Genomic DNA, 26671 nt, shown 5'->3' with positions numbered 1-26671 from the left:
CACCGCGCGGCTTGACCGCGTTAGCCCCATGGGCCAAAGCGCGCGCGTTCCGACAGGCGGCGCACAGCCGCTCAAGCTTAGACGTGAAACGGTTGAACCATGCAGGATAAGGCCTCCAAACCGCTGAGCTTTCAGCAACTCATCCTGACGCTGCATGACTATTGGGCAGCGCAGGGGTGCGTGATCCTCCAGCCCTTCGACATGCGGGTCGGGGCGGGCACCTTCCACCCCGCGACCACGCTGCGCAGCCTGGGGCCGAACCCGTGGAACTGCGCCTATGTGCAGCCCTCGCGCCGGCCGACGGACGGGCGCTATGGCGAGAACCCCAACCGGCTGCAGCATTATTACCAATATCAGGTGATCATGAAGCCGAGCCCGCCGGATCTGCAGGATCTCTATCTCGGCTCGCTCAATGCCATCGGCATCGATCCGCTGCTGCACGACATCCGCTTCGTCGAGGACGATTGGGAGAGCCCGACGCTCGGCGCCTGGGGGCTGGGCTGGGAAGTCTGGTGCGATGGCATGGAGGTGACGCAGTTCACCTATTTCCAGCAGATGGGCGGGTTCGACTGCAAGCCGGTGGCGGGCGAGCTCACCTACGGGCTGGAGCGCCTCGCCATGTATATCCAGGGCGTCGACAGCGTGTACGATCTAGTCTTCAATGAGGCAGTAGGGGATCGGCCCGCCGTCACTTATGGCGATGTGTTCCTCGAAAATGAGCGCCAGCTCTCCAAGTGGAACTTCGAGGTGGCGGACACGGACAAGCTGTTCCGCTGGTTCAAGGATTGCGAGGAAGAGTGCAAGGCGAGCATCGCGGCCGGCGTTCCCCTCGCGGCCTATGAGCAGGCCATCGAGGCGAGCCATGTCTTCAATTTGCTGCAGGCGCGCGGCGTGATCAGCGTGCAGGAGCGCGCCAGCTACATGGGCCGCGTGCGCGATCTCGCGAAGGGGAGCTGCGAGGCCTGGATGACGCATAACGGGTGGGCGGAATGATGACGATCAGCACTTCATTCCCGTTCGTGTCGAGCGAAGTCGAGACACGTTCAGCATGGGCTCAGAGGTTCTCGACTTCGCTCGAACCGAACGGAGAGCATCAATGAGCGCTGACTTCCTTCTCGAGCTGCGGTGCGAGGAAATCCCGGCGCGCATGCAGGCCAAGGCCAGCGAGGATTTCGCCCGGCTATTCAGCGAAGCGCTGGCGCAGGCCGGCCTCAAGCCCGAGGGGCTGACCGTCCATGTGACGCCCCGCCGCCTCGCCCTGATCGCGCGCGCGCTGCCGCTTTCGACGCAAGCCGTCAGCGAGGAATTCAAAGGCCCGCGCACCTCGGCCCCGCCGCAGGCGCTGGAGGGCTTTCTGCGCAAGACCGGCCTGACGCAGGACCAGCTTGAGGATCGCGATGGTGTGTGGTTCGCGACGGTCGAGAAGCCTGGCCGCGCGACGGCCGATGTGCTGGCCGAGGCGATCCCGCAGGTGGTGCGCGCCTTCCCCTGGCCCAAGTCGATGCGCTGGGGCGATGCCAGCCTCTCCACCGAGAGCCTGCGCTGGGTGCGTCCGCTGCAGGGCATCATCGCGCTGCTCGGCAATGATGTGGTGCCCTTCGCCATCGAGGGGATCGCAACCGGGCGGACGACGCGCGGTCACCGCTTCCATTCGAGCGGCGAGATCAGCATCGAGAGCGCCGCGACCTATGCCGATCAACTGCGCGCGGCCTATGTCATCGTCGATCAGGAGAAGCGCAAGGCGATCATCGATCGGCGCGCCAACGAACTGGCGACGCAGGCCGGTCTGGAACTGATCCCCGATGCCGGCCTCGTCGCCGAGAATGCCGGGCTGACAGAATGGCCGGTGCCGCTGCTCGGCCGCTTCGATGCCGCGTTTCTGGAGGTGCCGCCCGAGGTCATCCAGCTTACGCTGCGCATCAACCAGAAATATTTCGTGCTGCGGGATAGTGCTGGCAAGCTGGCCAATGCCTTCATCTGCACGGCGAACATCGAGGCCAGCGATGGTGGCACCGCAATTGTCGAGGGCAATGGTAAGGTGCTCGCCGCACGTCTTTCCGATGCCCGCTTCTTCTGGGAGCAGGACAAGAAGACGAAGCTGGAAGACCATGCGCGCAAGCTCTCGCGCATCACCTTCCATGAGAAGCTGGGCACCGTCGCGGACAAGGTGGACCGCGTGGCGAAGCTCGCCCGCTGGCTGGTGGAAGAAGGCATTGTCGGCGGCGATAACCAACCCCGTGTTCCTGCGAAGGCAGGAACCCAGAGCGATGTCGCCCAAGCTGGCCCTGGGCTCCTGCCTTCGCAGGAGCACAGCCAAGCGCAACTGGCCGACCTCGCCGAACAGGCCGCCCGCCTGTGCAAGGCCGATCTCGTCACCGAAATGGTCGGCGAGTTCCCCGAACTGCAGGGCCTGATGGGCGGCTATTACGCCCGCGCCGAAGGTCTGCCGGATGCGGTGGCCGATGCGATCCGCGATCATTACAAGCCGGTCGGGCAGGGGGATGAGGTTCCGACTGCGCCGGTGACGGTGGCGGTGTCGCTCGCGGATAAGCTGGATACGCTTGCTGGCTTCTTCGGGATTGAAGAGCGGCCGACAGGTTCTAAAGATCCGTTCGCCCTTCGCCGGGCAAGCCTCGCTATAGGGTCTCTTGCTTTCAGAGGCGAACTACGCTTCTCGTTGCTGGAGGTGATCAAGAACCAACCCATTCTGTCGCCATCGACAGACTCATTCCCGATCTTTGAGCGCATTTATGGACAAGGGTTTGGTGACGGCGTTGAAAGCCGCTCGGCCAGCATGGCTAGTGAGGCAAAGCTTGAAGAGCTTGCCAGCGAGATAATTGGCTTCATAGTCGACCGCCTCAAGGTTCAGCAGCGCGAGGCGGGCGTCCGCCACGACCTCATCGACGCCGTGTTCGCGCTCGGTGGCGAGGACGATCTCGTTCGCTTGCTCGCCCGCGTCCATGCGCTGCAATCCTTTGTCAGCACCGAGGACGGCAAGAACCTCCTCGCGGGCTACAAGCGTGCAGCTAATATCCTCAAGAAGGAGCAGCCCGAGGGGGGGAAGCCGCAGAGCCAGCTTGGCGAGGAAGACCCCGGCGAAGCGCTGACCGATCCGGAAATGGCCGACGCCATGCGCGCGCATGAGGCGCAGTTCGCGGCTGAGCCCGGCTACGCGCAGGAGCCCGCCGAGGCGGCACTGGTGAGCGCGCTCGATGAGGCCGAGCCGCGCGCGCAGGCGGCGATCAAGGCGGAGGATTTCGAGAGCGCGATGGCCGCGCTGGCCACGCTTCGCGCGCCGATCGATGCGTTCTTCGAGACGGTGACGGTGAACGATGCCGATCCGGTCAAGCGCCAATCACGGTTAAGTCTGTTGACCCGTATTCGCGCTGCGGTGCACAAAGTTGCCGACTTCTCGAAAATCGAAGGTTAGGTTCGCGAGCAATAATCGCGCGTCGGCGGCGAGACCATAACGGCTGCTTGCGCGCGCATTCCAATGCAGGTGGAGTGTCTGAATGACGAAGTATGTGTACCGTTTCGGTGGTGGCGTCGATGATGGCGGCAAGGGCGACAAGAACCTGCTTGGCGGCAAGGGCGCCAATCTGGATGGCATGGCCGCCATCGGCCTGCCGGTGCCGCCGGGCTTCACCATCACCACCGAGATGTGCACGCGCTATTATGAGGATGGCGAGACCTATCCCGAGAGCCTGAATGCGGAAGTCGCGGGCGGCATCGCGCATATCGAGGGCGTGACCGGCAAGCGCTTTGGCGACAAGGCCGATCCGCTGCTCGTCTCCGTCCGCTCCGGTGCCCGCGTCTCGATGCCGGGCATGATGGACACCGTGCTCAACCTCGGCCTCAACGATGAAACTGTGGAAGGTCTCGCCACCGTATCCGGCGACGCGCGCTTCGCGTGGGATAGCTATCGCCGCTTCATCCAGATGTATTCGGATGTGGTGCTCGGCCTCGATCACGGAAAGTTCGAGGAAGCGCTGGAGATCGCCAAGGAGGACAAGGGCGCCTTCCTGGATACCGAGTTGAGCGCCGAGGACTGGCAGGCGCTGGTCGCTGAATATAAGGCGCTGGTGCAGCAGCTCTGGGGCAAGCCGTTCCCGCAGGATGTGCATGAGCAGCTCTGGGGTGCCGTCGGCGCCGTGTTCGGCAGCTGGCAGGCGGATCGCGCCAAGGTCTATCGCCGCCTCAACAATATTCCGGGCGACTGGGGCACGGCGGTCAACGTGCAGGCCATGGTGTTCGGCAATATGGGCGAAACGTCCGCCACCGGTGTCGCCTTCACGCGCGATCCCGCGACCGGCGAGAACGCTTATTATGGCGAATATCTCATCAATGCGCAGGGTGAGGATGTCGTCGCCGGCATCCGTACGCCGCAATATCTGACCAAAGCCGCGCGCGAGCGGGCCGGGGCCAAGCCGCTCAGCATGGAGGAGTCCATGCCGGAGACCTATGCCGAGCTGGCCAAGGTCTTCCAGATTCTCGAGACGCATTATCGCGACATGCAGGACATCGAGTTCACCGTGCAGCAGGGCAAGCTGTGGATGCTGCAGACCCGCTCGGGCAAGCGCACCGCCAAGGCCGCGCTCAAGATCGCGGTCGACATGGCCCATGAAGGCCTGATCAGCAATGAGGAAGCCGTGGCGCGCGTCGATGCCGCCGCGCTCGACCAGCTGCTGCACCCGACGCTCGATCCGCAGGCGCCGCGCGATGTGCTGACCAAGGGGCTGCCGGCCTCGCCGGGCGCGGCATCCGGCCAGGTGGTGTTCGATGCCGAGACCGCCGAGCGGCTCAACGAGCTGGGCGAGGCGGTCATCCTCGTGCGCATCGAGACCAGCCCCGAGGATATTCACGGGATGCATGCCGCCAAGGGCATCCTCACCGCGCGCGGTGGCATGACCAGCCACGCCGCCGTGGTGGCGCGCGGCATGGGGCGCCCCTGCGTCTCCGGCGCGGGCAGCATCTCCATCGATACCGCCGGCAAGCTGATGCGGATCGGTGACCGTCTGCTCAAGGAGCGGGAGATCATCACCATCGACGGCGCGACAGGCGAAGTGATGGCCGGCGAAGTGCCGACCGTGCAGCCCGAGCTGGCCGGCGATTTCGGCACGCTGATGGAGTGGGCCGATCAGGTACGCCGCCTCAAGGTGCGCGCCAATGCCGAGACGCCGCAAGATTGCCGCACCGCCCGCGAGTTCGGCGCGGAGGGCGTGGGCCTGTGCCGCACCGAGCATATGTTCTTCGATGCCGCGCGGATCACCGCCGTGCGTCAGATGATCCTCGCCGAGACCGAGGCGGGCCGTCGCGAGGCGCTGGCCAAGCTGCTCCCCGAGCAGCGCGCCGACTTCACGGAGATTTTCACCGAGATGGCCGGCCTGCCGGTCACGATTCGCCTGCTCGATCCGCCGCTGCACGAGTTCCTGCCGCATGAGGATGTCGATTTCGCCGACGTGGCCGAGGCTGCCGGAGTGAGCGTCGATCTGCTCAAGCGTCGCGCGGCCGAACTGCACGAGTTCAACCCGATGCTCGGCCATCGCGGCTGTCGTCTGGGCGTCACCTATCCCGAGATCTACGAGATGCAGGCCCGCGCCATCTTCGAGGCGGCGCTGGATGTCGCCAAGGCCAGCGGTGACGCGCCGATCCCCGAGGTCATGATTCCCCTCGTCGCCACCAAGCGCGAGCTGGAGCTGATGAAGGACATCGTCGACAAGACCGCCAAGGCCGTGTTCGCCGAGCGCGGTACCTCGGTCGAATATCTCGTCGGCACCATGATCGAACTGCCGCGCGCCGCGCTCAAGGCCGGCGAGATCGCGGAGGCGGGCGAGTTCTTCTCCTTCGGCACCAACGATCTGACGCAGACGACCATCGGCATCAGCCGGGACGACGCCGGGCGCTTCCTCACCCAATATGTCGACAAGGGCATCTTCGCGCGCGATCCGTTCGTGAGCCTCGATGTCGAGGGCGTGGGTGAGCTGATCGAGATCGCCGTGGAGCGGGGCAGGGCGACGCGCCCGGCCATCAAGCTCGGCATTTGCGGCGAACATGGCGGCGATCCGGCCTCCATCGCCTTCTGCGAGAAGGCCGGTCTCGATTATGTCAGCGCCTCGCCCTACCGGGTGCCGATTGCCCGTCTGGCGGCCGCACAGGCGGCGCTCGCCGCGCGCGGTTGAAAGGACAAAAAGAATGCAAAAAAGGGGGTTGCCACGGACGGCGCCCCCGACTATCTGCGCCTCTCCCACGGCGGCCAAACGGCACCGTGAGATTGGCAAGCGCCCGTAGCTCAGCTGGATAGAGCATCAGACTACGAATCTGAGGGTCGGACGTTCGAATCGTTCCGGGCGCGCCATTTCTCCCCATCGCAAGCATGATGACCCGCACGGCCAGCGCCGGCGGATGGGGTTAGAAGGCGGTCCAGACCACATAGCCGCCGACGCCGATCACCAGCATCGCAAAGCTGCGTTCGAGCAGCTTCTTGTGCGCAGCAAGAGCCATCCCCGCGCGCATCCCCAGCACCGAGCCCGCAGCACCGCCGGCGATCAGCAGCGCCGTCAGCGGCCAGTCGACATAGCCGGACAGCGCATAGGATGTCGCAGTGGTTAGTCCCAATGCCGTCACCACCACCAACGAGGTACCGACGGCCGTGGCGAAGGGCATGGCCGTCGCCGTGATGAGCGCCGGGACGATCAGAAACCCGCCACCAATCCCGAAGAACCCCGCCGCCAGACCCACGCCGGCGCCCATGGGGATCAGCCGCGGCAGCAGCCGCCCGGCGGATTGGCGGGTGAGACGCACGTCGGGATTGTCAGCGCTCTTGCGCCTGCGCAGCATCGCGATACCGACGCCGATCATCAACAGGCCGAACAGCGCGAGCAGCCGCCGGCCGTCCACCGCCTTGCCGATCTCTGCCCCCAGCGCTGCCGCCACGATGCCCGACGCCGCGAACACCAACGCGCAGGGCCATTTGACCCGCCCGGCCCGCGCGTGACCCGCAAGCCCCGTCGCCGCATTGGCCGCGACTGCCACGGCTGCTGTTGCAATCGCGGCATGGGTCGATCCGACCCCGACGACATAGACGAGCAGCGGCACGGCAAGGATCGATCCTCCGCCGCCCACCATTCCGAGTACGATGCCGATGAGGCCGCCCGAGAGCAGCGCGAGGAGGATCTGCGCGGTCGTCATGGGGTCAGGCCGCCTTGCGACGGTTCCAGGGCATGCGCTGGAGCAGCGTCGCCATGCCGCACCAGCCTGTCGCCCCCGCGAACATCAAGCCCGCGCCGACAAAGGCGGAAAGGCCGAAGAACCCCGGCGCGACGAGGAAGCCGAGCAGCACGCCGATGAGCACCAGCCCGCCGGCGGTCAGTTGCACCTGCCGCATGATCTCGAGCGGCTGCCCGCTGTCGATGTGCACATCCAGCCCGGCCTTCCGCCACGCGTCGATGCCGCCTTCCAAAATGAAGCAAGGGGCATCGCTCGCCGCGGCCAGCTGGTCGGCATTGGCCTGTGTCCGCATGCCCGAGCGGCAGTGAAACACGATGGCATTATTGCCCGCGTCGACCGTGTCGATGCGCTCCAACGGCACGTTGACGGCACCCGGAATGCGCTCGCGGGCATGTTCGTCCGCCGCGCGGATATCGATGAGCTTGGCGCCGCCCTCAATGAGGCGCTTGGCGTCGGCGGGTGAGAGTGTCTGGATCGTCATGGGGTCAGTCCCCTGTGCAATAGAGTTGATAGAGCGTGGCGAGCAGGGTCTCGATCCGGGGATCGGCAATCCTGTACCAGATAGTCTGGCTCTCGCGGCGGGAGGTCACGAGGCCTTCCTCGCGGAGCCGGGCGAGATGTTGCGAGAGGGCCGATTGAGAGAGGCCGACATCATCCGCCAGATCGCCCACCATGCGCTCGCCATGTTCGACGAGCTTGCACAGCAGCATCAGGCGACGCCCGTTGCCCAACTCCTTCAGCACCTGCGCAACCTCTCCGGCGCGCGCCTCGAACGTGTCGAGATCCATGGCAGCTTTTAACATCAGTGTCCTCTAAATTAGATATTGCTAATGTAGAAGGCGCTTCTATATTGTCAAGCATCGAGTGGAGGCCCTTATGACCCAACCCATTATTGAGGCATTTTTTGACGAGCCCACCAACACGGTGAGCTATCTGGTGGTCGATCCGCAGACGCACATCGCGGCGGTGATTGATCCGGTGCTGGATTTCGATCCGGCCAGTGGCGAGGTCGACACCGGCTCAGCCGAGCGCATTCTTGCCCGCGCCCAGGCGCAGAACTGGACGATTGCCATGGTGCTGGAAACCCACGCCCATGCCGATCATCTTTCCGCCGCGCCCTTCTTCAAGGCGAAGACGGGCGCGAAGATCGGCATTGGCGAGCACATCCGGGACGTTCAAAAGATCTTCCGCCCGGTCTTCGCGCTGGACGATTTGCAGACCGACGGCTCGGATTTCGATTGCCTGTTCGCCGATGGCGAGCGGTTCTCGATCGGATCGCTGGAGGTCGAGGTGCTTCATCTTCCGGGTCACACCCCGGCGGACATCGCCTACCGTATCGGCGATGCCGTGTTCGTCGGCGATACGCTGTTCATGCCGGATTATGGCACCGCGCGGGCCGACTTCCCCGGCGGGGACGCACGCACTCTCTACCGGTCGATTCGCCGCCTGCTCAGCCTGCCGGACGAGACCCGCCTGTTCATGTGCCATGATTACAAGGCGCCGGGGCGGGATGATTATCGCTGGGAGACCACCGTCGGCCAGCAGCGGAAAACCAGCGTGCATGTGCGCGATGATGTCAGCGAGGAGGGCTTTGTGGCGATGCGCACCAAGCGCGACGCCGGATTGTCCGCGCCGCGCCTGTTGCTGCCCTCGATCCAGGTCAACATCCGCGCTGGGCGCTTCCCGAAGGCGGAGGCCAATGGCGTGCGCTATCTGCGCATTCCGGTGACGGTGAAGGGCGAAGCCGCGATAGGTTGATGCCCGGGAGGGGAGGGGCCGTAGCCCCGCTCAGCCCAACGCTTCCAGCGCGGCGAGCAGCGCCTTTTCCTCGATGGTCAGGCGTTTTTGGAACTTGCGATTGCTCGCCTTCACCCGCTTCATCGCTTCGCGCTGCAGGGCTTCCCCCTGCGGCGTGAGCGTCAGGCTCAGGGATCGCCCGTCAATGGGCGCATCGCTGATGAGATCGCGAGCTTTGAGCCGGCCGATGAGTGGCGTCAGGTTGGCGCGCTTGATCGCCAGCGCCCGCCCGACATCGCTCTGCCGGCAACCCGGATTATGGCCGACGAGAATCAGCAAGGAGGCCTCGCCGACGCTCAGGTCAATGGCGCGCAGTGCGGCGATGACATCGCCCATCATCGCCATGGAAGCGCGGCGCAGCCGATAGCCGAGCGTCCCGTCGAGCGGGCTCGCGAGCATGGTCGCGACCGGGGGTTCAGCCGGTGAATCCAGCGCCTTGTCGCGTCCCTGCCTCTGGTCCCTTGCCATCATGCCCCCGGATGAAAACCAGTCGCCAGCCCCTTGTGAGCCATGGTCGATAATGCTATGGCGCATAGCATAAATTGCCTTGAAGGGAAATCAAATGGCTGAGGAAAATACGTCCGTCGAGCGGGAAGAGGATACCGTTCGGGTCGAGATCGAGAATAATATCGCATGGGTCTATTATAACCGTCCTGCCAAGCGGAACGCGCAGAGCCCCAAGTTGAACCGCCAGATGCTCAAGGTTCTGACGGATCTCGAATTCCGGGACGATGTCGGCGTTGTGGTTCTGGGTGGCGAAGGCCCCGCCTGGTGCGCCGGCATGGACCTCAAGGAATATTTCCGCGAGACCGAGGCGCAGGGCCTAGCCGGCACGCGCAAGGCACAGCGTGAAGCCTATACCTGGTGGGAGCGTCTGCGCTGGTTCCAGAAGCCGACCATCGCCATGGTGCATGGCTGGTGCTTCGGCGGCGCTTATGGCCCGCTGTTCGCCTGCGATCTCGCCTTTGCGGCTGACGAAGCGCAGTTCGGCCTGTCGGAAGTCAACTGGGGCATCCTCCCCGGCGGTGGCGCCACCAAGGTGGCCGTGGACCTGATGCCGATGCGCGTCGCCATGTATCACGCCATGATGGGGGAGAACCTCTCCGGTCAGGAAGCAGCCCGCTACAATCTCGTCAACGAGTCGATGCCGGTCGACCAACTCAAGGCCCGCGTGAAGCAGGTAGCCGAGACGCTGATCGCCAAGAACTGGGCGACGGTGAAGTACACCAAGGACGCCGTCCGCCGGGTCAAGGAAATGACCTACGACAATGCAGAGGATTATCTGATCCGCTTGCAGGAAGGCCTCAACTGGTTCGACAAGTCGGATGGTCGCCATGTCGCGATGAAGCAGTTCCTCGACGACAAGACCTTCAAGCCGGGCCTGGGTCACTACGACAAGACCAAGACCGACGTCTGAGTTGCCGGAAGGGTGGCCCAAGCAGGGCCGCCCTTTCCTGCGTGTTATCCTTCGCCCCGGCAGCATCCGCCTCCGGGGCGAAAGGTTTGATTGCCACGAGCTGGTTTCGCGAAGGAGAGTTGAGTTATGACGGTTGAGGCCGGAGAGCGCCCGCAGGCGGGAACGCGTGACATCAATCGGTTGCTGCGTCCGCGGTCCATCGCGATCGTCGGGGCGTCCGAAACGCCGGGTTCGCTCGGTGCGAGCGTTCTGGCCAATCTCGTTCGGAACGGCTTTTCCGGTGACATCCATCTCGTCAATCCCAAGCGCGAAACGATCAGCGGTCGACCTGCGGTGCCCAGCGTCGAGGCGCTGCCCGAGGGCGTGGATTGCGCGATCCTCGCCATTCCCCGCGTCGCGGTGCTGGATACGATGCGTCAGCTTGCTGCGCGCAAGGCCGGTGCCGCCATCATCTTTGCGGCAGGCTTTGCGGAAGGCGGCGAGCAGGGCATGGCCGACCAGCAGGAAATCGGGCGCATTGCGCGCGAGGCCGGCATCGTGGTCGAGGGGCCGAATTGCCTGGGTTCGGTGAACTATCTGGACCGAATTCCGCTCACCTTCATCGATACCGATATTAAGGCCCCGAGCCCCGGTGGCGTCGGCATCGTCTCGCAGAGCGGCGCCATGGCGGCCGTGCTCGCGGTGATGCTGGAGAGCCGCACGCTCGACCTCACTTACTCGGTCTCCACCGGCAATGAGGCCGGCAGCGGCGTCGAGGATTATGTCGAGTTCATGATCGCCGACGAGAAGACGCGCATCATCGCGATGATCGTCGAGCAGTTCCGCGATCCCGCCCGCTTCCTGGCACTGATGGACAAGGCCCGTGCCGCCGGCAAGCTCGTTGCCTTGCTGCACCCGGGCAAGAGCAGCGCGGCGCGCGAGTCCGCTGCCACGCACACCGGCGCGATGGCTGGCGACTACAAGCTCATGCGCGCCAAGGTGGAGCGGGCAGGGGTCGTCGTCGCCGAGACGCTGGAAGAGCTGGGCGACATCACCGAGATCGCGGCGCGTTGCCCGGCGCTGCCGAGTGGCGGTACCGCCGTGCTTGGCGAATCCGGTGCGCTCAAGGCGCTGACGCTGGACCTCGCCGAAGAGCTGGAGCTGGCGCTGCCGACCCTCGATGACAACAATGCGCCTGCTTTGCGCGCGGCGCTGCCCGAGTTCGTCCCGGTTAGCAATCCGCTCGATCTGACCGCACAGGGGCTTGTCGATCCCGACATGTATTACCGCACCCTCGCGGCGCTGTTCGAGGATGATCGCGTCGGCACCATCTTCGCCGGGATCATCCAGACCAATCCGGCGACGATCGGCATCAAGCTGCCGCCGTTCCTCAAGGCCGTCCGTGAGCTCAAGGCGACCAAGCCGGTGATCTTCGGCGGCGTGGATGAGGGCGCGCATGTGCCGGCCGACTGGATCGAGCAGCTTCGCGCCGAGGGCATCCCCTATTTCCCGACCACCGAGCGGGCATTGCGCGCCATCAAGCGGCTCTCGGCCGCTGGTCAGCGCGATGCGACCAAGACGGACGCAGCGCCGGCAAGCGTGCCTGCGCTGGCCAGCGAGAAGGGCGTCGTGCCGGAATATAAGGCCAAGGCTCTGCTTGCGCCGCTCGGCATTCCCTTCCCCAAGGGTCAGTTTGCCGCGACCGTAGACGAAGCGATTGCTGCGGCCGACGCCATTGGCGGGCCAGTGGTCATGAAGGCGCAGGCTGCCGCGCTCAGCCACAAGAGCGATGCCGGCGGCGTGGCGCTCAATCTGGTCGGCGCCGATGCGATCCGCGCGGCGTGGGACAAGATGTTCGCGGACGTGAAGCGCTATGACGCATCCATCATTCTCGATGGCGTGCTGATCGAGGCAATGGGCGCGCGCGGTATGGAACTGATCGTCGGCGCCAAGAATGATCCGCAATGGGGTCCGGTGATCCTCGCCGGTTTCGGCGGCGTGACGGCGGAAATCCTGCAGGACGTGCGCCTGCTCTCGCCGGACATGACCAAGGCGGCGATTATGGCCGAACTCGGCAAGCTCAAGCAGGCCGCGTTGCTCAACGGCTATCGCGGTGCGCCCGCGCTGGACGTCGAGGCGGTGGCCGATCTTATCGGCGGCATCGGTCGTCTGCTGCGCGGCGAGCCGCGCATTCAGGAGCTCGATCTCAACCCGGTGGTCGTCTATCCCAACGGCCAGGGCGTGGTCGCACTCGACGCGCTGATGCTCGTCGACTGATACCAGCAGGTCCATTCGTCCCGCAAGGACACCGCCTTATAGTAGACCCTCCCGCGCCCGGCGTGGGAGGGTTGCTTGCATTGGGTGCCTGTGCATTCCTGACGTGCAGCAAAATTGCAGTCTGAACTTCGAATTGGTCTGGCCTTGCGCGGCGTTTTCGGGTAGATGAAGTTTTCGTATATACGAACGATTGGAAGCGATGAACGACTCGCCCTCTCTGGCTGTGCCGGTCTTATTGTTGCCGGGCCTCATCTGCGATGCGCGCATCTGGGCGCCGCAGGTCGCCGCCTTGGGGCAGATCATGCCAGTCGCAGCAGTGGATGGATATGGCGAGGCGGACAGCCTCACCGCCATGGCCGATCAGGTGATCGACTCAGCTCCCGCGCGCTTTGCGGTCATCGGCCATTCGATGGGCGGCCGGGTCGCGCTCGAAATCTTCCGCAAGGTGCCCGAGCGGCTTGCCGGCATCGGCCTCATCAGCACCGGCGTTCATCTGCCCAAGCCCAATGAGGCGGACGGGCGCTTCGCGCTGCTTAACCGCGGCGTGGAAGAGGGCATGGACGCCCTGATCGATTCTTGGCTCCCGCCGATGGTGTGGGAGCGCAACCGGCTCAAGCCCAAGCTCATGGACATGCTCTGGCAGATGTGCAGCGATGCCGGCATCGACATGTTCGAGCGGCAGATCCGTGCGCTGCTGGCACGCCCGGAAGTCGAGAGCCTGTTGCCGCAAATTCATTGCCCTGCCTTGGTCGCGACCGGCGCGCACGATGCCTGGGCGCCGCCGGTGCAGCATGAGCGGATTGCTGCAGCAATTGCGGGCGCGACCTATGCTGTGATCCCGGATTCAGGGCATATGCTCCCGGTCGAACAGCCCGATGCGATGTCCGCCCTGTTGCGCACCTGGCTCGACCGGGTGGCGCAGCAAGAGGCTGCGGCAACCGCGAACCCCTGACCAATTATAACTGCGTTTCCAACTTCAGTCCGAAGGAGAGTATCATGGCGAAGAATCTTCAAGACGTGCTGGATGGCGCCGGCAATGCCGTCGACTTCCTGCGCAACCAGCAGACCGGTCCCAACGTCTATCCGGGCGTGCCGGCGGAATATTCGAACTGGCGCAACGAGCAGCGCGCATGGGCCAAGACGGCCGTGCTGTTCAACCAGAGCTACCACATGGTCGAACTGATGGTCGAAGGCCCCGACGCTTTCGAGTTCCTCAACTATCTCGGCATCAACAGCTTCAAGAACTTCAAGCCCGGCAAGGCCAAGCAGTGGGTCCCGGTGACGCCTGAGGGTTATGTCATTGGCGACGTGATCCTGTTCTACCTCGCAGAGAACCAGTTCAACCTCGTCGGCCGCGCGCCGGCCATCGAGTGGGCCGAGTTCCACGCCTCCACCGGCAAGTGGAACGTCACGCTGACCCGCGACGAGCGCACCGCGCTGCGCACGGACGGCAAGCGTCGCCACTATCGCTTCCAGTTGCAGGGCCCCAACGCCATGGCGATCCTGACGGACGCGATGGGCCAGGCCGCGCCGGACCTCAAGTTCTTCAACATGGCGGACGTCCAGATCGCCGGCAAGACTGTTGGCGCCCTGCGTCACGGCATGGCCGGTCAGCCGGGCTATGAGCTTTATGGTCCCTGGGCCGACTACGAAGCCGTGCACAGCGCGCTCGTCGCCGCCGGCAAGAAGCACGACCTCGCCCTCGTCGGCGGCCGTGCTTACTCGTCGAACACGCTGGAGTCGGGCTGGATCCCGTCCCCGTTCCCGGGCTATCTGTTCGGCGAAGGCTCTGCGGACTTCCGCAAGTGGGCCGGCGAGAACAGCTATGGCGCCAAGTGCTCGGCGGGCGGTTCGTTCGTGCCCGAGACGCTTGAGGGCTACGGCCTGACGCCGTGGGATGTCGGCTATGGCATCATCGTCAAGTTCGACCATGACTTCATCGGCAAGGAAGCCCTTGAGAAGATGGCGAACGAGCCGCACCTCGAGAAGGTGACGCTGGCGCTCGACGACGAGGACATGCTGCGCGTGATGAGCAGCTACTTCGCCGAGTCCGGCCGCGCCAAATATTTCGAGTTCCCGAGCGCGGTCTACTCGATGCACCCCTATGACTCGGTGATGGTCGACGGCAAGCACATCGGCGTCTCCACCTGGGTGGGTTACTCGTCGAACGAGGGCAAGATGCTCACGCTCGCCATGATCGACCCAAAGTACGCCAAGCCTGGCACGGAAGTCTCCCTGCTGTGGGGCGAGCCCAATGGCGGCACCTCCAAGCCGACCGTCGAGCCGCATGAGCAGACCGAGATCAAGGCGATCGTGGCGCCGGTGCCTTACTCGGCTGTTGCCCGCACCGGCTATGCCGATAGCTGGCGCACCAAGAAGGCCTGATCGGTCTCAAGAGTTCAAGAGCGGGGCTGCCGAAAGGCGGCCCCGTTTTTTATGGGCTGGACGACGGCTCAGTGAATAGCGATGAGTTTTGCGCGAGCGCCGGCCGTGGAATGACGCGGCGGGCAGGGCAGGCAGGGCGCGCAAGGGGCAAAGATGGTCGAAGACGAGAAACTCCCGCCATTCGAGCAATCGCTGGCTGCGATCCTGTTGAGCGCCAAGGAAGCGGTGATCGCCCCGATGCGCACCAAGTTGCGCGACTTCGACATCACCGAGCCGCAGTGGCGCGTGCTGCGGGTGATCAACGACCGGGGCACCACCGATGCAACCGACCTGGCCGAAGTCGCGCTGCTCCACGCGCCGAGCGTGACGCGCATTTTGCGCGAACTGGAAGGGCGCGCGCTGATCGTTCGCACTGCCGATCCCGATGATCGCAGACGGTCCACCATCGCGCTCTCGCCGGCCGGCGCGCAGATCGTGACAGTCGTCTCCGCCCATGTCGCGGCCATGATGCGGGTCTATTCAGCCCGTTTCGGCGCGACGCGCCTCGATGGCCTCGCCGCTGAGTTGCGCGCATTGTGCGCAGCAATCGATGAGGAGTGAGCCCACGCGTCCCTCTTGCGGCAGTTGCGACGATATGCTTATCATGTTAAGTGATTTCGCATGATGCGCGCGATGGTCCTCCAGGGATCTTGTCGCGCGACCAGCATGATCCTTGGGAGATGAGTGTACGATGACCGGCTTTGCGCTTCGCGACCTGATCGACGACCGCCCGGAAGACGGCGTGTTCCGCGTCAACCGTGCCCTGTTCCGCGACCCCGATCTGTTCGATCTGGAGATGAAGCACATCTTCGAAGGCGGATGGGTGTTCATCGGGCTCGCCACGCAAGCCGAGAATCCTCACGATTATTTCACCAGCTTCATCGGCCGGGTGCCGATTATCGTCAGTCGTGATGGCGAAGGGGCGCTGCACTGTTTCGTCAATGCCTGTCCGCACAAGGGCGTGCGCCTCATCCAGAAGCTGTGCGGCAATGCGCGCCGGCATGTCTGCCCCTATCATAGCTGGACATTCGATAGCGCGGGCGCGAACAAGAACATCAAGTGGCAGAAGAGCGGCTGCTACGGTGCCGGGTTCGACCAGGAGAACCACAATCTGGCCCCCGTGGCGAAGTTCGGCGAGTATCGCGGCTTCCTGTTCGCCAGCCTGAATGCCGATGTGCCGAGCCTCGATGAGCATCTGGGTGAGGCCCGCAAATTGCTGGATCTGGTGGTCGACAAGAGCCCGGAAGGCGTGGAGCTGGTGCCCGGCCGCGTCACCTTCACTTATGCCGCGAACTGGAAGATGCAGCTCGAAAACTGCTCGGACCAGTATCACTTCACCTCCACCCATCCGAGCTACATCCGCATTCTCGATCAGCGCGCCAAGGAGCAGGCGGAGGATGTCGTGCAGTCCTCGCTGGGTGCCTCCGACTTCTGGCAGGAGGAAGCCAGCGGCACCAGCGGCGGCACGATGAGTTTCGATCATGGTCATGTGCTCAACTGGGGCATCATGCCCGTCTCCTCCGCAATCCCCGAGTTCGAGCGGGCCGAACAGCTCGCCCGCGATCATGGCGAGGCCAAGCGCAACTGGATGTTCAACATGCGCAACCTCACGATCTTCCCCAATCTGCAGATCGCCGAGAATGCGTCGAGCCAGATGCGGGTCATCCGCCCGTTGGCCGCCGGCCTCACCGAGATGCAGACCTGGTGCATCGCTCCGCGCGGCGAAAGCGCGCAGGCGCGGACATTCCGCATCCGGCAATATGAGGATTTCTTCAACCCGACCGGCATGGCCACGCCGGACGACACCGTCTGCTATGAGGAGGCCCAGCTGGGCATGGCCGAGCAGGACCGTCCCTGGCTGCAAGGCCACGCCCGCGGCCTGACCGCCTCGAAAGAGGGCGGGAACATGTATGCCGACATGATCGACCTCAAGCCCGCGCGCAACGTCGTCGCCGATGCGCAGCTGTGCGACGAGAGCCTGTTCGCGAGCTACTATCGCGCCTGGGCGCAGCGCATGGCGGAGGTGATCGCATGAGCCAGCTGAACCACGCCGACGCCGCGCAACTGCTTTATCGCGAGGCGCTGCTGCTCGACAGTCTCGATCTCGAGGCCTGGCTTGAGCTGTTCACCAAGGATTGCGTGTTCTGGATGCCCACCTGGCGCGACGACGGCACGCAGACCGAAGACCCTGAGGCTGAACTCTCGCTGATCTATTATCGCGGTCGCCGCAACCTGGCGGACCGGATCCAGCGCATCCGCTCCGGCTTTTCGGTGGCGTCTGCTGTCATGCCGCGCGTGTCGCACATGATCGGCAATGTCATCGCCGAGGCAGCGGGCGAGGGGCTGTCGCGCGTGAATTCGACCTTCATCGTGAATGTGCACGACGTGCGCAGCAACCGCTCGCACGCCTACTTCGGCCGATACGAGCATGAACTGCGCAACGAGGACGGCAGTTGGAAGATTGCCCGCAAGGTCATCCGCCTGCTGAACGACCGGGTGCCGACCATGCTGGACGTCTACGGCATCTGATCGTCCTGCAGACGCCCGCTTACATCGCCCGGTAGAAGCGGATGCGGACGGCGCTCACCTTGCCGTCCGCCATCACCGGCTCCAGCGTGCCGAGAAACGCGCTCTGCCCCAGCCACTCATATTTGCCGAGCGGTGCCTCGAACACCGGGTGGGTGCGCCCGGGCCGGGGCTTGCCGTCCTTGTCGGGCCCGCACAACGTGCCCTTGTTGACCACGTTGATGATCACGCCATCATCGGTGCGGATCATATAATCGGCCTTGATGTCCGTGCAGCCATCGCTGCGACGCAACTGCCAGTCCCATCCGCCGGGGATGATCGTGCCTTTGATGCCCGGTCCCTCAAACGTCCCGCCGGTGATCGGAATGATCAGCCGCTCGCCATAGGGCGTCTTCCCGGCCGGCATGGCCGGCGAGAGCGTGACCATCTCTTCAAAGGCGAACTCCAGGATGGGCTTGCTGGGGTCAGCGTCGGCGGCTTGAGCCGGGAGCGCCAACACGGATATCAGCGCGACTGCGCCGAGGCTGCGGCTCATGGCTTTTCCTCCACGTCAGGTTGGGTGCAGGTGAAGCTGCTGGCCTTGGCGGCATCGCCGCCGGTGTAGCGCGCGTAGCTGGGGAAGGGGCAGAGCGGGCGACTGGCCGATCCATCGCGCCGGCTCGCGGTCACGCCTTCCGGCACCTTGCCTTGCTCGACCCAGTCCACCACGGCGCCGAGCAGATCGAACTGATCGAAGGCATTGCCGCCACTGCAATGCGCCATGCCCGGGACCATGTAGAAGCGGCTTGCCGCGTCCCACGCCTCGCCATTGGTTTCGGACGCGCGCAGCCAGTAATCCCACGTATCCCAGGCCGAGAACCAGGGGTCGCTCACGCCGTGGAAGAAGAGGATCTTGCTGCCCTTGTCGAGGAAGGTGTTGAGGTTGGTCCAGTAGGATGTGTCGGTGAGCCGCTGCTGGGCGTTGTTGCGCACCTCGTTGATGCGCGCATCGAGATCGATCGTGAGGTCGCGCAGTGGCGGGCCGAACACGCCTGGCGCGCCGGTGGTGATGTAGCCGGATACCGGGCCGGAGGTATCGACGATGCCGGTATCAAAGGGCACCGGTGCATAGAGCGGATAACCGGACCTGTCGCGCGGCCCGGCAAAGGCGCGCTCAAGGGCCTCGACCTGCGCCTTGCTCAGGCACGAATCCGCCTTCGCGCCGGTGCATTGCAGCCGGGCAGGCTGGAAGCGGCATTGGCCGACATTCTCGATCATCCCGTCCTTGAGGCCATCGAGGCCGTCGCACTGGTTGAGCAGGCCCTTGAGGATGAGTTGGCGATCCGTCGGCGAGAAGGTCCGGTCGATCAGGGGCGTGCCCTTGTCATCCTTGGGCGCGGCCTGGTTGAACATCACCTGCGCATAGCTCATGCCGAGATTTGAGTTGCCGGTCCGCATGGCCGGCGCGCCGACCACGATTCCATCGAAAAGCTCCGGATAACGCTGTGCGGCGAGCATGCCCTCCCGACCGCCGGTCGAGCATCCGGTCATGTAGCTGCGCGTGGCCGATTTGCCGTAGAAGCCCTGTGCGATCGCCTTGCCGGCGAGCGTGACGGTGCGCACCGAACTCTCCGCAAAATCGAGCGTCGCGCGCTGATCGACCATGAAGGCGTTGTCGAACACCGCGCCTTTGTGGCCGCTGTCATGGCTGAGCACCGCAAAGCCGCGGGAGAGGGCAGGGCGGTTGCCGGCCGCGACCGGACCGATCGGTTCGCGAATGCTGCCATTCAGTCCGCCGCCGCCCATCAGAAGGAAGCGACCGCTCCAATCCTTCGGCAGCGCAAGGGCGAAGCCGATGCCATAGGTCTTGCCACCGGCGCCCGTGCGCTGGTTGATGACGCCATCCACGCGGCAATGTTCAGGAAGTACCAGCGTGGCGGGTGGCTCGCCCGGTGGCGGTGGCGCCTTGGAGGGGCCGGCCGGTACCAGCATGGCGCTGGTGATCTTCACCTCGGCGCCGAAATTCTGGCTGGTGAGGGCCGCACAGCGCTGGGCTGCGTCCTGTGCGGCTACGGGCGTCGGCGCAAGGGCGGCGCCGGCCAGCAAGGCGGCCAGAGAGGCGATGGATTTGCCGTTCATATATTCTCCCCTGTCTTTGCATCTTATTGGATCGTCGCCGTCGCGCACGCAAGGCGCTCCGCCCTAGTTAGGTGAGGTCGCTCAAACCGATCTTCGCGCCTTCCAGCGCGGCCTTGTTAGCGGCCCGGCGCATCCGCTCGACCTCAAGGCGCTCCGGCGGCGCGACTTCATCCGGCAGGGCGGCGAGGCTGGTTTCGTAGATGTCCTTGAAGTCTTCCGCAAATTCGGGGTGGGTGAAGATCAGGCCCCGGTTCTCGACCATTCCCGCAAAAATCTTCTCACCGGCCTCCAGCGGGTCCATGCCATTCTCGAAAGCGGTCGCGAACTGGCGGATTTCCGCCTCGTCCACCGGTGCGAAACCGCTGCCCGAAAATTCGGCCGGGCGCTTGAGCGCGGAGAGCGCCGCATCCGTCGCGACCAGCGCCGGGCAGACCAGCGAGACGCCAATGCCATAGGGCACCAGATTATAGCGCAGGCACTCCGTCAGGCCGCGCACCGCGAATTTGCTGGCGGTATAGATCCCGGCTTGCGGCCCGGAGAGATAGGCCGCCATGCTTGCGACGTTAACCACATGGCCGCCTTCGCCGCTCGCCTTGATCTTGGGCAGGAAGGACGTGATGCCGTTCACCACCCCGCCAAAGTTGACGCCCATGATCCAGTCATAATCGGCGAAGCTGGCTTCATCGGTGGGGCCGAAAACGGAAACGCCGGCATTGTTCACCAGCACATGGCAGGCGCCGAAATGATCGACGACTTGCTCTGCAGCCTGTTGGAACGCCGCCCGATCGGTCACGTCCAGCTTGATCCAGAGCGGCGCTTCCCGCCCGCGCTCCTCGAACCATTGGGTGCAGCGCGCCCGCTGCTCTTCATTGCGGTAGGAGAGGGCGAGGCGCATGCCGGCGTTGCTGAAAGCCCGCGCAATCCCGAAGCCGATTCCGGTGCCCGCGCCCGTTATGAACGCGACTTTTCCGGACCAATCCGTGCTGCTCATGATGACTCTTTCCTCTCGCCGGCTATTTGTGCTTTGTTAGCAAAACATACAGTCAAAGAGAGAGGAGTCGATAATGTCTGAGGTGGAATCGCGCCTGGCCAAGCTGGAAAAGAAGGTCCAGGAACTCGAAGATATCAACGCGATCCGTCGGCTCCAATGGGCCTATGGCTACTATATCGACTATAACCGCCCCGAGGAGGTTGCCGGTCTCTTTGCCAAGGAGGGTGTGGTTGTGTTCCTCTCCGGCGAATATGTCGGATATGAGGGTGTGATGCGCCTTTATGGAACATGGTTCCAGAACCTCTTCACCGGCGGGCGGCGCGGCCCGGTCCATGGCCTGTTGCTCGACCATTTCCAGCTGCAGGATGTGATCACGATTGGCGAGGACGGCCAGACCGCCAAGGGGCGCTTCCGCGGCATTCTTGCGGGTGGCTGGCATGACGACGCGCTGCACGAAAAGCCCGAAGGCGTGCCGCAGCAATTCTGGGAGTCCGGCATCTACGAGAATGACTATGTCAAGGAAGACGGCGTCTGGAAGATCAAGCGCCTCGACTATATGATGCAGTGGCAGGGCGACTATGAGAAGGGCTGGGCGCACACCACCGCGCACCTGCAGCCGGCGCAAAAGCCTTATCCGGAAGATCCCAACGGCCCCGACCGCATCCTGCCCGAGAAGGAAGTGCGGCAGACCTGGCCGCACCGCTACGAAGTGCCGATGAGTTTTGCGCATCCGGTGCTCGGACGGGCCTTCATTGTCGAGAATTTCACGCCGATGATGACCAAGCAGCCGCGGGGTAACTGACGGCCCGACACGTCGCCCGGCGGTTCACTCTGCCGGGGGATCCTGCGCGAAATGCACCGCCAGCCAGACGGTCGGCGGTGCTGCCTGCGTCCAGACGACGCGATGACGGACGTGAGCAGGGATAAGCAGCGCGTCGCCGGGCGAGAAAGCGCACTCGCCCCGATCCTCCAGCCAGAGCCGGGCGCCGCCGGCCAGCAGCATTACCCACTCGTCATACGGCTGATCGTAGGGGGCGGTATCGGGCGTCGTCTGCCCCTGCGACACGATCCGCTCGATCCGGGCGCCTGCCTTTTCGAGGATCAGGTCGAAGATTTCCTCGACGCTGGCATCGGGAAGTGGCGCGAGGAGGTTGATAACCCCCCGCGCTTTGCCTTCAGTCTCCGCCAAGCGCCTGGGCCGCCTGGGTGAGCAGGACGGCCGCGCGCTGCTCAAGCTCCGGCGTAGCCCGCGCGACCGGGATGGCGGCGCTGATCGCACCGACCAGGCTCCCGCCTACATGCACGGCATGGCCGATACCGATGATGCCGGGGGTAAACTCTTCGGCAGTGCGCGCAATACCGGTTTGCGCGATCTGTGCCAGTTCGCGGCGCAGCTCTGCCTCGGCAGTGCGTGTCTGCGGGGTGAACGCCGCGCGACTCGCCGCCGCGAAATAGGCGTCCAACTCCTGCGGATCGAGCGCGGCCAGAATGGCTTTGCCGGCGGCAAAGGCATGGAGCGGGACGAGGCGGCCAACCTCAATGGTATAGCGCAGCGCTTGCGGCGCCACTTCTCCTGCAATCGCCTCCATATTCTCGCCATGGCGGACGAAGAAGGAGACGGTCTCGTTGAGTTGCCGCGAGACCGATCGCAGCACCGGATAGACCCGGTCCTTGAGCGGGATGGCTTCCGGTGCCGGGTTGAGACGGGCGAGCGCCGGCCCGGGCGAATGGAGCCGGCCGCTGCGCAGCAGATAGCCCCGTTCGACCAGCGTCCCGAGCAGATAGGAGAGGCTGCTGACGGGAATCGCCAAGGAGAGCGCAATCTCGGCAGCACTGACCGGCCGGCCACTGCTGACGACATATTCCAGAATGTCGAGCGTCCGCGTGGCCGATTTGACCGACGAGGACTCCGCCTTCGCTTCCATGCCGCGATCCCCCAATAGCCGTCGGCGGGCCTGCCCTATTGTGCCCGCCTCACTGCTTAAGCCCGAGCATCTGCCGGGTCTCACCCGGCGTGGCAAGCTCACCGCCGATCTTCTCGAGAATCTCGACGCCCTGCCGCACCAGATCGGCATTGCTCTGCGCCAGCACGCCCTTGCGCAGGTAGATCGTATCCTCGAAGCCAACGCGCATGTGCCCGCCGAGCAGCACAGACTGCGCCGCCATGGGGAAGCTGTGGCGGGAAATGCCAAAGCCGGTGAAGGGCGCGCCGCGCGGGATCTGGTTCTTGGAATACATCATCGCCTCCGGCGTCGCGGGCAGACCATATTTGGTGCCGAGTACGAAGGTGAAGGGTGCATTTTTGGGAATTAGGCCCTTGGCCATCAGATCGTCCGCGAAGACGAAATCGCCGGCCTCGAAGCATTCGATCTCGGTCAGCACGCCGGCATCCTGCAACATGGTACCCATCTTGCCGACGATCATCTCCAGATTCATGGCAATGCCGCCCCACAGGTTCATGGTGCAGATATCGAGCGTGCACATGTCGGGCTTGAGGTCGAGGATGTGCTCGATGCGCCGCTCCGCGGTGAACATCAGGGTCTTTCCGAGGTCCGGCATCGCCGGCTCGTCGGCGCTCTTGGGGAACCACATGCAGCCCGGGCCGGTCGTGACGTTGAGGATCACGTCCGTGTTCTTTTCCCGGATGAGGCTCACCACCTTGCGATAGTCGTCCATCTCCTGGCTCGGCGTGCCATCTTCGCCATTACGGACATGGACATGGATGATCGACGCGCCGGCCTCGGCCGCGTCGAGCGCTTCCTGCGCCACATGCTCGGGGCGGAAGGGAAAGTTGGGATGCTTGGGCATCGGCGATGCGCCGGTGATCGCGCAGGTAATGAATGTCTTGCTCATCTTTTTCTCCTATCGGACACCGGCGCTCGCCGCTCATGCTGCGCGCAGCATGAGCCTCAGCGCGCCCGCTCCACCATGACTTCCAGCAAACGTGGGCCGCTGCCGGCAAACAGATCCCGGATCGCATCGTCCAGCGCTGCGGGGTCGGAAACGCGCGCGCCGGGCACGCCCATGCTCTCACCGAGCTTCACAAAATCGATACCCGGGAGCTTGCTGCCCACCACCTCGATGTCGAACAGCGCACCGAACTGATCGAGCGCGGCATAACCGCCATTGTTGACGATGAGGAAGCGCACGTCGAGCTTGAGGTCGCCCGCCGTCCAAAGGCCCTGGATCGAATACATGGACGACCCATCGCCCAGCAGGCAAAGCACCGTGCGGTTTGGCTGCGCAAGCGCTGCACCGACGGCTGCAGGCAGCGCAAAGCCCAGCCCGCCGCTGGCGGTGGCCATGAACTCATCCTCGAGCCGGATCGGGAAATGATCGTGCAGCGGTCCGCGCGTGCTCGGCGCTTCCTCGCTGATGATGATGCCCTTTGGACGCAGGGCATCGAGACGCTGCATCAGATAGGGCTCGAAAATGGCGGCGCCATCGGGGCTTTCGGCGGCATGGCTCGCGGGAGGTGCTGGCGCCTTCCGGGGTGCAGCATTGGATGCAGCATTAAGGCGCGCAATCGCATCCGCGACATTGCCGACGATAGCGGTGCCGACCGGCGTGCGGGCTGCCGTGGCGGGATCGTCCACAATCTGGATGATCTGCGCGCCCTCCGGCACATAAGGGCCAAAGCCCTCGACATGATAAGTGAAGACCGGCGCACCGAGCACCAGCACGAGATCATGGCCGTCCAGCGCGCCCACAATGGCTTCACGCGAAGCCGGGAGGAAGCCTGCGAACAGGGCGTCATCTTCCGGAAACACGGCGCGGGCAGCCATTGGCGCGACCCACACCGGTGCCTGATGCGCAGTCGCCAGGGCATGGAGCGCGGCGCGGGCATTTTCGCGACCCACGCCTGCGCCGGCAACGATTACCGGGGATTTCGCGGCGTTCAGTGCATCCGCGGCTGCACCGATAAGGGCAGGGGACGCCATCGATTCCTGAGAGACAGTCGAGGCGCTGATTGGCTGACAGGCCCGATCCCAATCGTCGATGGGCACCGAGACGAACACCGGACCGCGCGGCGCCTGCATCGCCATATGATAAGCGCGCAGGATCGCCAGTGGCACATCCTCGGCGCGCGCCGGCTCGCAGGTCCATTTGACGAAGGGTTGCGGAAACTCCGTGGCGCGCTCGGCATAGAGGAACGGGTCGTAGGGGAAGATGCTGCGGGCCTGCTGCCCTGCGGTGATCACCAGCGGCGTCTGGTTGCGGAACGCGGTGAAGATGTTGCCAAGCGCATGGCCCGTGCCGGCAGATGAATGGAGGTTCACAAAGGCGGCATTGCCGCTCATTTGCGCGAAGCCGTCCGCCATACCGACGACGACGCTTTCCTGCAGCCCCAGGACATATTGGAAATCCTGCGGCATGTCGCGGAACAACGGCAGCTCAGTCGAGCCGGGATTGCCGAACAATGTCGTCATGCCAAGATCGCGCAGCAGGCTCATCACGGCATCACGCACCGTTGGCCCTTCGACTGCCTTGGGCTTCTCGACTGCCAGACCCCGCGCCGTCATGCCGCCGCTTCCATCATGTTTGTTGCTGCCGTCATTGTCATTCTCTCTATATATGAAATTATCACATACGCGAACGCATAATCGCGCCTGCGGCCGGGCCGTCAGCCCACGCAAAGTAATTAACATGTTCAGCAAAAGATGGAAGCGGCAACGCTAGCTCGTCGCCGCGCAGGGCCGATCCAAGCCGCACCCGAAGGAGAACGGGCGCGGCTTGTCGAGGATCAGGCTACCGGTCAGGCGTCCATCACAAGGACGGGCTTCACCACCGCGCCGCTCTCGCCGGCATGGAAGGCTTCATCGATCTGCGCGAAGGGGAACGTCTTGATCAGCCGATCGTGCGGGAAACGACCCGCAAGATGATGGTCGATCAATTCGGGCAGAAAGCCGAACAGATCGGAATCGCCACCCAGGATGCCCATCAGCCGCTTGCCGCCGCCCATGAATGCCGACTCATTAAGCGTCAGATTGGCGGCGGGGTCGGATGCACCGACGATGCCGACGATACCCAGCGGTGCAATCAGTCCGGCGGCGCTCTCGATAATCGCCTTCAGGCCCGTCGTATCGAACGCGTAGCCCAGCCCCTGCGGGCAGAGTTTGCGGATTTCCTCCTCGGCATTGCTGGTCTTGCCGTTGATCGTGTGGGTCGCGCCCAGTTCGCGGGCCAGCGCCAGGCGGTTGTCGTGGATGTCGACGGCAATGATCGGATTCGCGCCAGCGATCTTGGCGGCCATGATCGCGCCGAGGCCGACAGCACCCGTCCCGAAGACGGCGATGGGCATGCCGGCGCGCACCTTCATGCTGCGCAGCACGGCACCGGCGCCGGTCATGAAACCGCAGCCGAGCGGCGCGAGGGTCGAGAGCGGTATATGCGCGGCGCTTTCGGGCACCTTCACGACGTTGCGAGCATGGCCGATGGCGTGGGTGGCGAAGGAAGACTGGCCAAAGAAATTCGCATTCACGCCCTCGCCATCGCGATGCAGCGTGTGGCTGCCGTCCGGCCTGGTGCCGATCCAGTTCTCGGGCACGAAATTGTAGCAATAAGTGGGCTTGTCGACCTCGCAGCTCGGGCAGGTGCCGCAGCTGTTGAAGCTCATCAGCACCCGGTCGCCCGGCTTCACATGCGTCACCTCGGACCCGACCTTCTCGACCACGCCGGCCCCTTCATGGCCCAGCACCATGGGGAGCGGGGTCGGGAGCTGCCCATCGCGTGCGGCCATATCGGTGTGGCAGATGCCGCAGGCGTGGATGCGCACCAACACCTCGTCAGCGCGGGGCTCGTCCAGCGTCACGGCTTCGATTGCGAAAGGCGCTTCGCCGCCCTTGCAGATGGCGGCCTGTGCGGATGTGGTCATGCGTGTCACTCCTGTTCTGGTCTTGGCTTGAGGGCAGCGC

At 64.4% G+C, this 26671-nt stretch carries 24 protein-coding genes, 1 tRNA gene and 1 pseudogene; 13 read left to right on the top strand and 13 right to left on the bottom strand.

The genetic code is table 11. The features are described from left to right. The first annotated feature begins 99 nt into the window (after positions 1 to 99). The 4 genes from M2339_RS06300 (at position 100) to M2339_RS06285 (ending at position 6355) form a co-directional block, all read left to right on the top strand. Positions 100 to 993 carry a glycine--tRNA ligase subunit alpha gene (locus M2339_RS06300; protein WP_264587176.1) on the top strand — a complete coding sequence of 298 codons (894 nt, stop codon included), beginning with the start codon at positions 100 to 102 and terminating at the stop codon, positions 991 to 993. Between the two features lie 103 nt (positions 994 to 1096). Then, positions 1097 to 3430, top strand: coding sequence for a glycine--tRNA ligase subunit beta (gene glyS / locus M2339_RS06295; RefSeq protein ID WP_264587177.1), 2334 nt, complete (start codon positions 1097 to 1099; stop codon positions 3428 to 3430). Positions 3431 to 3512: 82 nt separating this feature from the next. Further along, on the top strand, positions 3513 to 6179 hold the full coding sequence (ppdK, locus tag M2339_RS06290; RefSeq protein ID WP_264587178.1) for a pyruvate, phosphate dikinase: 2667 nt from the start codon (positions 3513 to 3515) through the stop codon (positions 6177 to 6179). Positions 6180 to 6278: 99 nt separating this feature from the next. Continuing rightward, a tRNA-Arg gene (locus M2339_RS06285) sits at positions 6279 to 6355 on the top strand. Between the two features lie 53 nt (positions 6356 to 6408). Here the strand turns inward: M2339_RS06285 and M2339_RS06280 are convergent. Genes M2339_RS06280 through M2339_RS06270 form a run of 3 tightly spaced genes read right to left on the bottom strand, consistent with a single transcriptional unit; the run spans position 6409 to position 8030 of the window. Next, positions 6409 to 7188 carry a sulfite exporter TauE/SafE family protein gene (locus M2339_RS06280; protein WP_264587179.1) on the bottom strand — a complete coding sequence of 260 codons (780 nt, stop codon included), beginning with the start codon at positions 7186 to 7188 and terminating at the stop codon, positions 6409 to 6411. 4 nt (positions 7189 to 7192) lie between these two features. Continuing rightward, the gene (locus M2339_RS06275; RefSeq protein WP_264587180.1) at positions 7193 to 7708 is read right to left on the bottom strand and encodes a rhodanese family protein; all 516 of its coding nucleotides are present in this window, start codon (positions 7706 to 7708) and stop codon (positions 7193 to 7195) included. 4 nt (positions 7709 to 7712) lie between these two features. Continuing rightward, entirely contained in the window at positions 7713 to 8030 is a 318-nt protein-coding gene (locus tag M2339_RS06270; RefSeq protein ID WP_264570254.1) for an ArsR/SmtB family transcription factor, read from the bottom strand. A 73-nt stretch (positions 8031 to 8103) separates the two neighbouring features. Here M2339_RS06270 and M2339_RS06265 point away from each other — a divergent pair, with 73 nt between their 5' ends. After that, positions 8104 to 8985: an MBL fold metallo-hydrolase gene (locus M2339_RS06265; protein ID WP_264587181.1), complete on the top strand. Its 882-nt coding sequence runs from the start codon at positions 8104 to 8106 to the stop codon at positions 8983 to 8985. Positions 8986 to 9015: 30 nt separating this feature from the next. On the opposite strand, the gene M2339_RS06260 is transcribed toward M2339_RS06265, so the two are convergent. After that, positions 9016 to 9558 carry a MarR family winged helix-turn-helix transcriptional regulator gene (locus M2339_RS06260; RefSeq protein WP_264572786.1) on the bottom strand — a complete coding sequence of 181 codons (543 nt, stop codon included), beginning with the start codon at positions 9556 to 9558 and terminating at the stop codon, positions 9016 to 9018. 28 nt (positions 9559 to 9586) lie between these two features. On the opposite strand from M2339_RS06260, the gene M2339_RS06255 reads away from it, so the two are divergent. The 7 genes from M2339_RS06255 to M2339_RS06225 all read left to right on the top strand — a co-directional run bounded on the left by M2339_RS06255 (position 9587) and on the right by M2339_RS06225 (position 17650). Further along, positions 9587 to 10441: a p-hydroxycinnamoyl CoA hydratase/lyase gene (locus tag M2339_RS06255; RefSeq protein ID WP_264570257.1), complete on the top strand. Its 855-nt coding sequence runs from the start codon at positions 9587 to 9589 to the stop codon at positions 10439 to 10441. 126 nt (positions 10442 to 10567) lie between these two features. After that, positions 10568 to 12697: an acetate--CoA ligase family protein gene (locus M2339_RS06250; RefSeq protein ID WP_264587183.1), complete on the top strand. Its 2130-nt coding sequence runs from the start codon at positions 10568 to 10570 to the stop codon at positions 12695 to 12697. A gap of 199 nt (positions 12698 to 12896) precedes the next feature. After that, entirely contained in the window at positions 12897 to 13649 is a 753-nt protein-coding gene (locus M2339_RS06245) for an alpha/beta fold hydrolase (RefSeq protein WP_264587184.1), read from the top strand. Between the two features lie 44 nt (positions 13650 to 13693). Beyond that, positions 13694 to 15082 carry a syringate O-demethylase gene (gene desA, locus M2339_RS06240; protein WP_264570260.1) on the top strand — a complete coding sequence of 463 codons (1389 nt, stop codon included), beginning with the start codon at positions 13694 to 13696 and terminating at the stop codon, positions 15080 to 15082. A 153-nt stretch (positions 15083 to 15235) separates the two neighbouring features. Further along, positions 15236 to 15682, top strand: a complete 447-nt coding sequence (locus M2339_RS06235) for a MarR family winged helix-turn-helix transcriptional regulator (protein ID WP_264587185.1) — start codon at positions 15236 to 15238, stop codon at positions 15680 to 15682. Positions 15683 to 15812: 130 nt separating this feature from the next. After that, positions 15813 to 17156 (top strand): aromatic ring-hydroxylating oxygenase subunit alpha, encoded by a 1344-nt coding sequence (locus M2339_RS06230; protein WP_264587186.1) that lies wholly within the window; start codon positions 15813 to 15815, stop codon positions 17154 to 17156. Continuing rightward, entirely contained in the window at positions 17153 to 17650 is a 498-nt protein-coding gene (locus M2339_RS06225; RefSeq protein ID WP_264587187.1) for an aromatic-ring-hydroxylating dioxygenase subunit beta, read from the top strand. The genes M2339_RS06230 and M2339_RS06225 overlap by 4 nt, the downstream gene beginning before the upstream one ends. A 19-nt stretch (positions 17651 to 17669) precedes the next feature. Here the strand turns inward: M2339_RS06225 and M2339_RS06220 are convergent, their stop codons facing one another. The 4 genes and pseudogenes from M2339_RS06220 to M2339_RS06210 all read right to left on the bottom strand — a co-directional run bounded on the left by M2339_RS06220 (position 17670) and on the right by M2339_RS06210 (position 20756). Further along, positions 17670 to 18182, bottom strand: a complete 513-nt coding sequence (locus M2339_RS06220) for a DUF3237 domain-containing protein (protein WP_264587188.1) — start codon at positions 18180 to 18182, stop codon at positions 17670 to 17672. Beyond that, on the bottom strand, positions 18179 to 18619 hold the full coding sequence (locus M2339_RS16230; protein ID WP_413714893.1) for a tannase/feruloyl esterase family alpha/beta hydrolase: 441 nt from the start codon (positions 18617 to 18619) through the stop codon (positions 18179 to 18181). The genes M2339_RS06220 and M2339_RS16230 overlap by 4 nt, the downstream gene beginning before the upstream one ends. A gap of 90 nt (positions 18620 to 18709) precedes the next feature. Further along, positions 18710 to 19618: pseudogene (locus tag M2339_RS16225) on the bottom strand (tannase/feruloyl esterase family alpha/beta hydrolase); the annotation flags it as partial. Between the two features lie 214 nt (positions 19619 to 19832). After that, entirely contained in the window at positions 19833 to 20756 is a 924-nt protein-coding gene (locus M2339_RS06210; RefSeq protein WP_264587190.1) for an SDR family oxidoreductase, read from the bottom strand. 73 nt (positions 20757 to 20829) lie between these two features. Here M2339_RS06210 and M2339_RS06205 point away from each other — a divergent pair, with 73 nt between their 5' ends. Further along, complete coding sequence (locus tag M2339_RS06205; RefSeq protein ID WP_264570266.1) at positions 20830 to 21558, top strand: nuclear transport factor 2 family protein; 729 nt, start codon at positions 20830 to 20832, stop codon at positions 21556 to 21558. Positions 21559 to 21582: 24 nt separating this feature from the next. On the opposite strand, the gene M2339_RS06200 is transcribed toward M2339_RS06205, so the two are convergent. From M2339_RS06200 to M2339_RS06180, 5 genes are all read right to left on the bottom strand, one after another. Then, positions 21583 to 21945, bottom strand: coding sequence for a cupin domain-containing protein (locus M2339_RS06200; protein WP_264587191.1), 363 nt, complete (start codon positions 21943 to 21945; stop codon positions 21583 to 21585). Continuing rightward, on the bottom strand, positions 21932 to 22681 hold the full coding sequence (locus M2339_RS06195) for an IclR family transcriptional regulator (RefSeq protein WP_264572798.1): 750 nt from the start codon (positions 22679 to 22681) through the stop codon (positions 21932 to 21934). Before M2339_RS06195 ends, M2339_RS06200 begins: the two co-directional genes overlap by 14 nt. 49 nt (positions 22682 to 22730) lie before the next feature. Beyond that, complete coding sequence (locus tag M2339_RS06190; RefSeq protein WP_264587192.1) at positions 22731 to 23609, bottom strand: 3-keto-5-aminohexanoate cleavage protein; 879 nt, start codon at positions 23607 to 23609, stop codon at positions 22731 to 22733. 56 nt (positions 23610 to 23665) lie between these two features. Beyond that, positions 23666 to 25279 (bottom strand): benzoylformate decarboxylase, encoded by a 1614-nt coding sequence (mdlC, locus tag M2339_RS06185; RefSeq protein ID WP_264587193.1) that lies wholly within the window; start codon positions 25277 to 25279, stop codon positions 23666 to 23668. Positions 25280 to 25512: 233 nt separating this feature from the next. Beyond that, a complete protein-coding gene (locus M2339_RS06180) occupies positions 25513 to 26631 on the bottom strand; it encodes an NAD(P)-dependent alcohol dehydrogenase (protein WP_264587194.1) in 1119 nt (372 codons plus the stop codon). Between the last annotated feature and the right edge of the window lie 40 nt (positions 26632 to 26671).

It is taken from the genome of Sphingobium sp. B2D3C, from assembly GCF_025961835.1.
Taxonomy (GTDB): domain Bacteria; phylum Pseudomonadota; class Alphaproteobacteria; order Sphingomonadales; family Sphingomonadaceae; genus Sphingobium.
The sequence above is the reverse complement of the archived record's forward strand: the minus strand, read 5'-3'. Positions and strand labels throughout refer to the sequence as shown.

Excerpts from the sequence above, each read along its gene's own strand:
- M2339_RS06300 (WP_264587176.1), top strand. The coding sequence starts at position 100 with ATGCAGGATAAGGCCTCCAAACCGCTGAGCTTTCAGCAACTCATCCTG.
- glyS (WP_264587177.1), top strand. The coding sequence starts at position 1,097 with ATGAGCGCTGACTTCCTTCTCGAGCTGCGGTGCGAGGAAATCCCGGCG.
- ppdK (WP_264587178.1), top strand. The coding sequence starts at position 3,513 with ATGACGAAGTATGTGTACCGTTTCGGTGGTGGCGTCGATGATGGCGGC.
- M2339_RS06280 (WP_264587179.1), bottom strand. The coding sequence starts at position 7,188 with ATGACGACCGCGCAGATCCTCCTCGCGCTGCTCTCGGGCGGCCTCATC.
- M2339_RS06275 (WP_264587180.1), bottom strand. The coding sequence starts at position 7,708 with ATGACGATCCAGACACTCTCACCCGCCGACGCCAAGCGCCTCATTGAG.
- M2339_RS06270 (WP_264570254.1), bottom strand. The coding sequence starts at position 8,030 with ATGTTAAAAGCTGCCATGGATCTCGACACGTTCGAGGCGCGCGCCGGA.
- M2339_RS06265 (WP_264587181.1), top strand. The coding sequence starts at position 8,104 with ATGACCCAACCCATTATTGAGGCATTTTTTGACGAGCCCACCAACACG.
- M2339_RS06260 (WP_264572786.1), bottom strand. The coding sequence starts at position 9,558 with ATGCGCCATAGCATTATCGACCATGGCTCACAAGGGGCTGGCGACTGG.
- M2339_RS06255 (WP_264570257.1), top strand. The coding sequence starts at position 9,587 with ATGGCTGAGGAAAATACGTCCGTCGAGCGGGAAGAGGATACCGTTCGG.
- M2339_RS06250 (WP_264587183.1), top strand. The coding sequence starts at position 10,568 with ATGACGGTTGAGGCCGGAGAGCGCCCGCAGGCGGGAACGCGTGACATC.
- M2339_RS06245 (WP_264587184.1), top strand. The coding sequence starts at position 12,897 with ATGAACGACTCGCCCTCTCTGGCTGTGCCGGTCTTATTGTTGCCGGGC.
- desA (WP_264570260.1), top strand. The coding sequence starts at position 13,694 with ATGGCGAAGAATCTTCAAGACGTGCTGGATGGCGCCGGCAATGCCGTC.
- M2339_RS06235 (WP_264587185.1), top strand. The coding sequence starts at position 15,236 with ATGGTCGAAGACGAGAAACTCCCGCCATTCGAGCAATCGCTGGCTGCG.
- M2339_RS06230 (WP_264587186.1), top strand. The coding sequence starts at position 15,813 with ATGACCGGCTTTGCGCTTCGCGACCTGATCGACGACCGCCCGGAAGAC.
- M2339_RS06225 (WP_264587187.1), top strand. The coding sequence starts at position 17,153 with ATGAGCCAGCTGAACCACGCCGACGCCGCGCAACTGCTTTATCGCGAG.
- M2339_RS06220 (WP_264587188.1), bottom strand. The coding sequence starts at position 18,182 with ATGAGCCGCAGCCTCGGCGCAGTCGCGCTGATATCCGTGTTGGCGCTC.
- M2339_RS06210 (WP_264587190.1), bottom strand. The coding sequence starts at position 20,756 with ATGAGCAGCACGGATTGGTCCGGAAAAGTCGCGTTCATAACGGGCGCG.
- M2339_RS06205 (WP_264570266.1), top strand. The coding sequence starts at position 20,830 with ATGTCTGAGGTGGAATCGCGCCTGGCCAAGCTGGAAAAGAAGGTCCAG.
- M2339_RS06195 (WP_264572798.1), bottom strand. The coding sequence starts at position 22,681 with ATGGAAGCGAAGGCGGAGTCCTCGTCGGTCAAATCGGCCACGCGGACG.
- M2339_RS06190 (WP_264587192.1), bottom strand. The coding sequence starts at position 23,609 with ATGAGCAAGACATTCATTACCTGCGCGATCACCGGCGCATCGCCGATG.
- mdlC (WP_264587193.1), bottom strand. The coding sequence starts at position 25,279 with ATGACGGCGCGGGGTCTGGCAGTCGAGAAGCCCAAGGCAGTCGAAGGG.
- M2339_RS06180 (WP_264587194.1), bottom strand. The coding sequence starts at position 26,631 with ATGACCACATCCGCACAGGCCGCCATCTGCAAGGGCGGCGAAGCGCCT.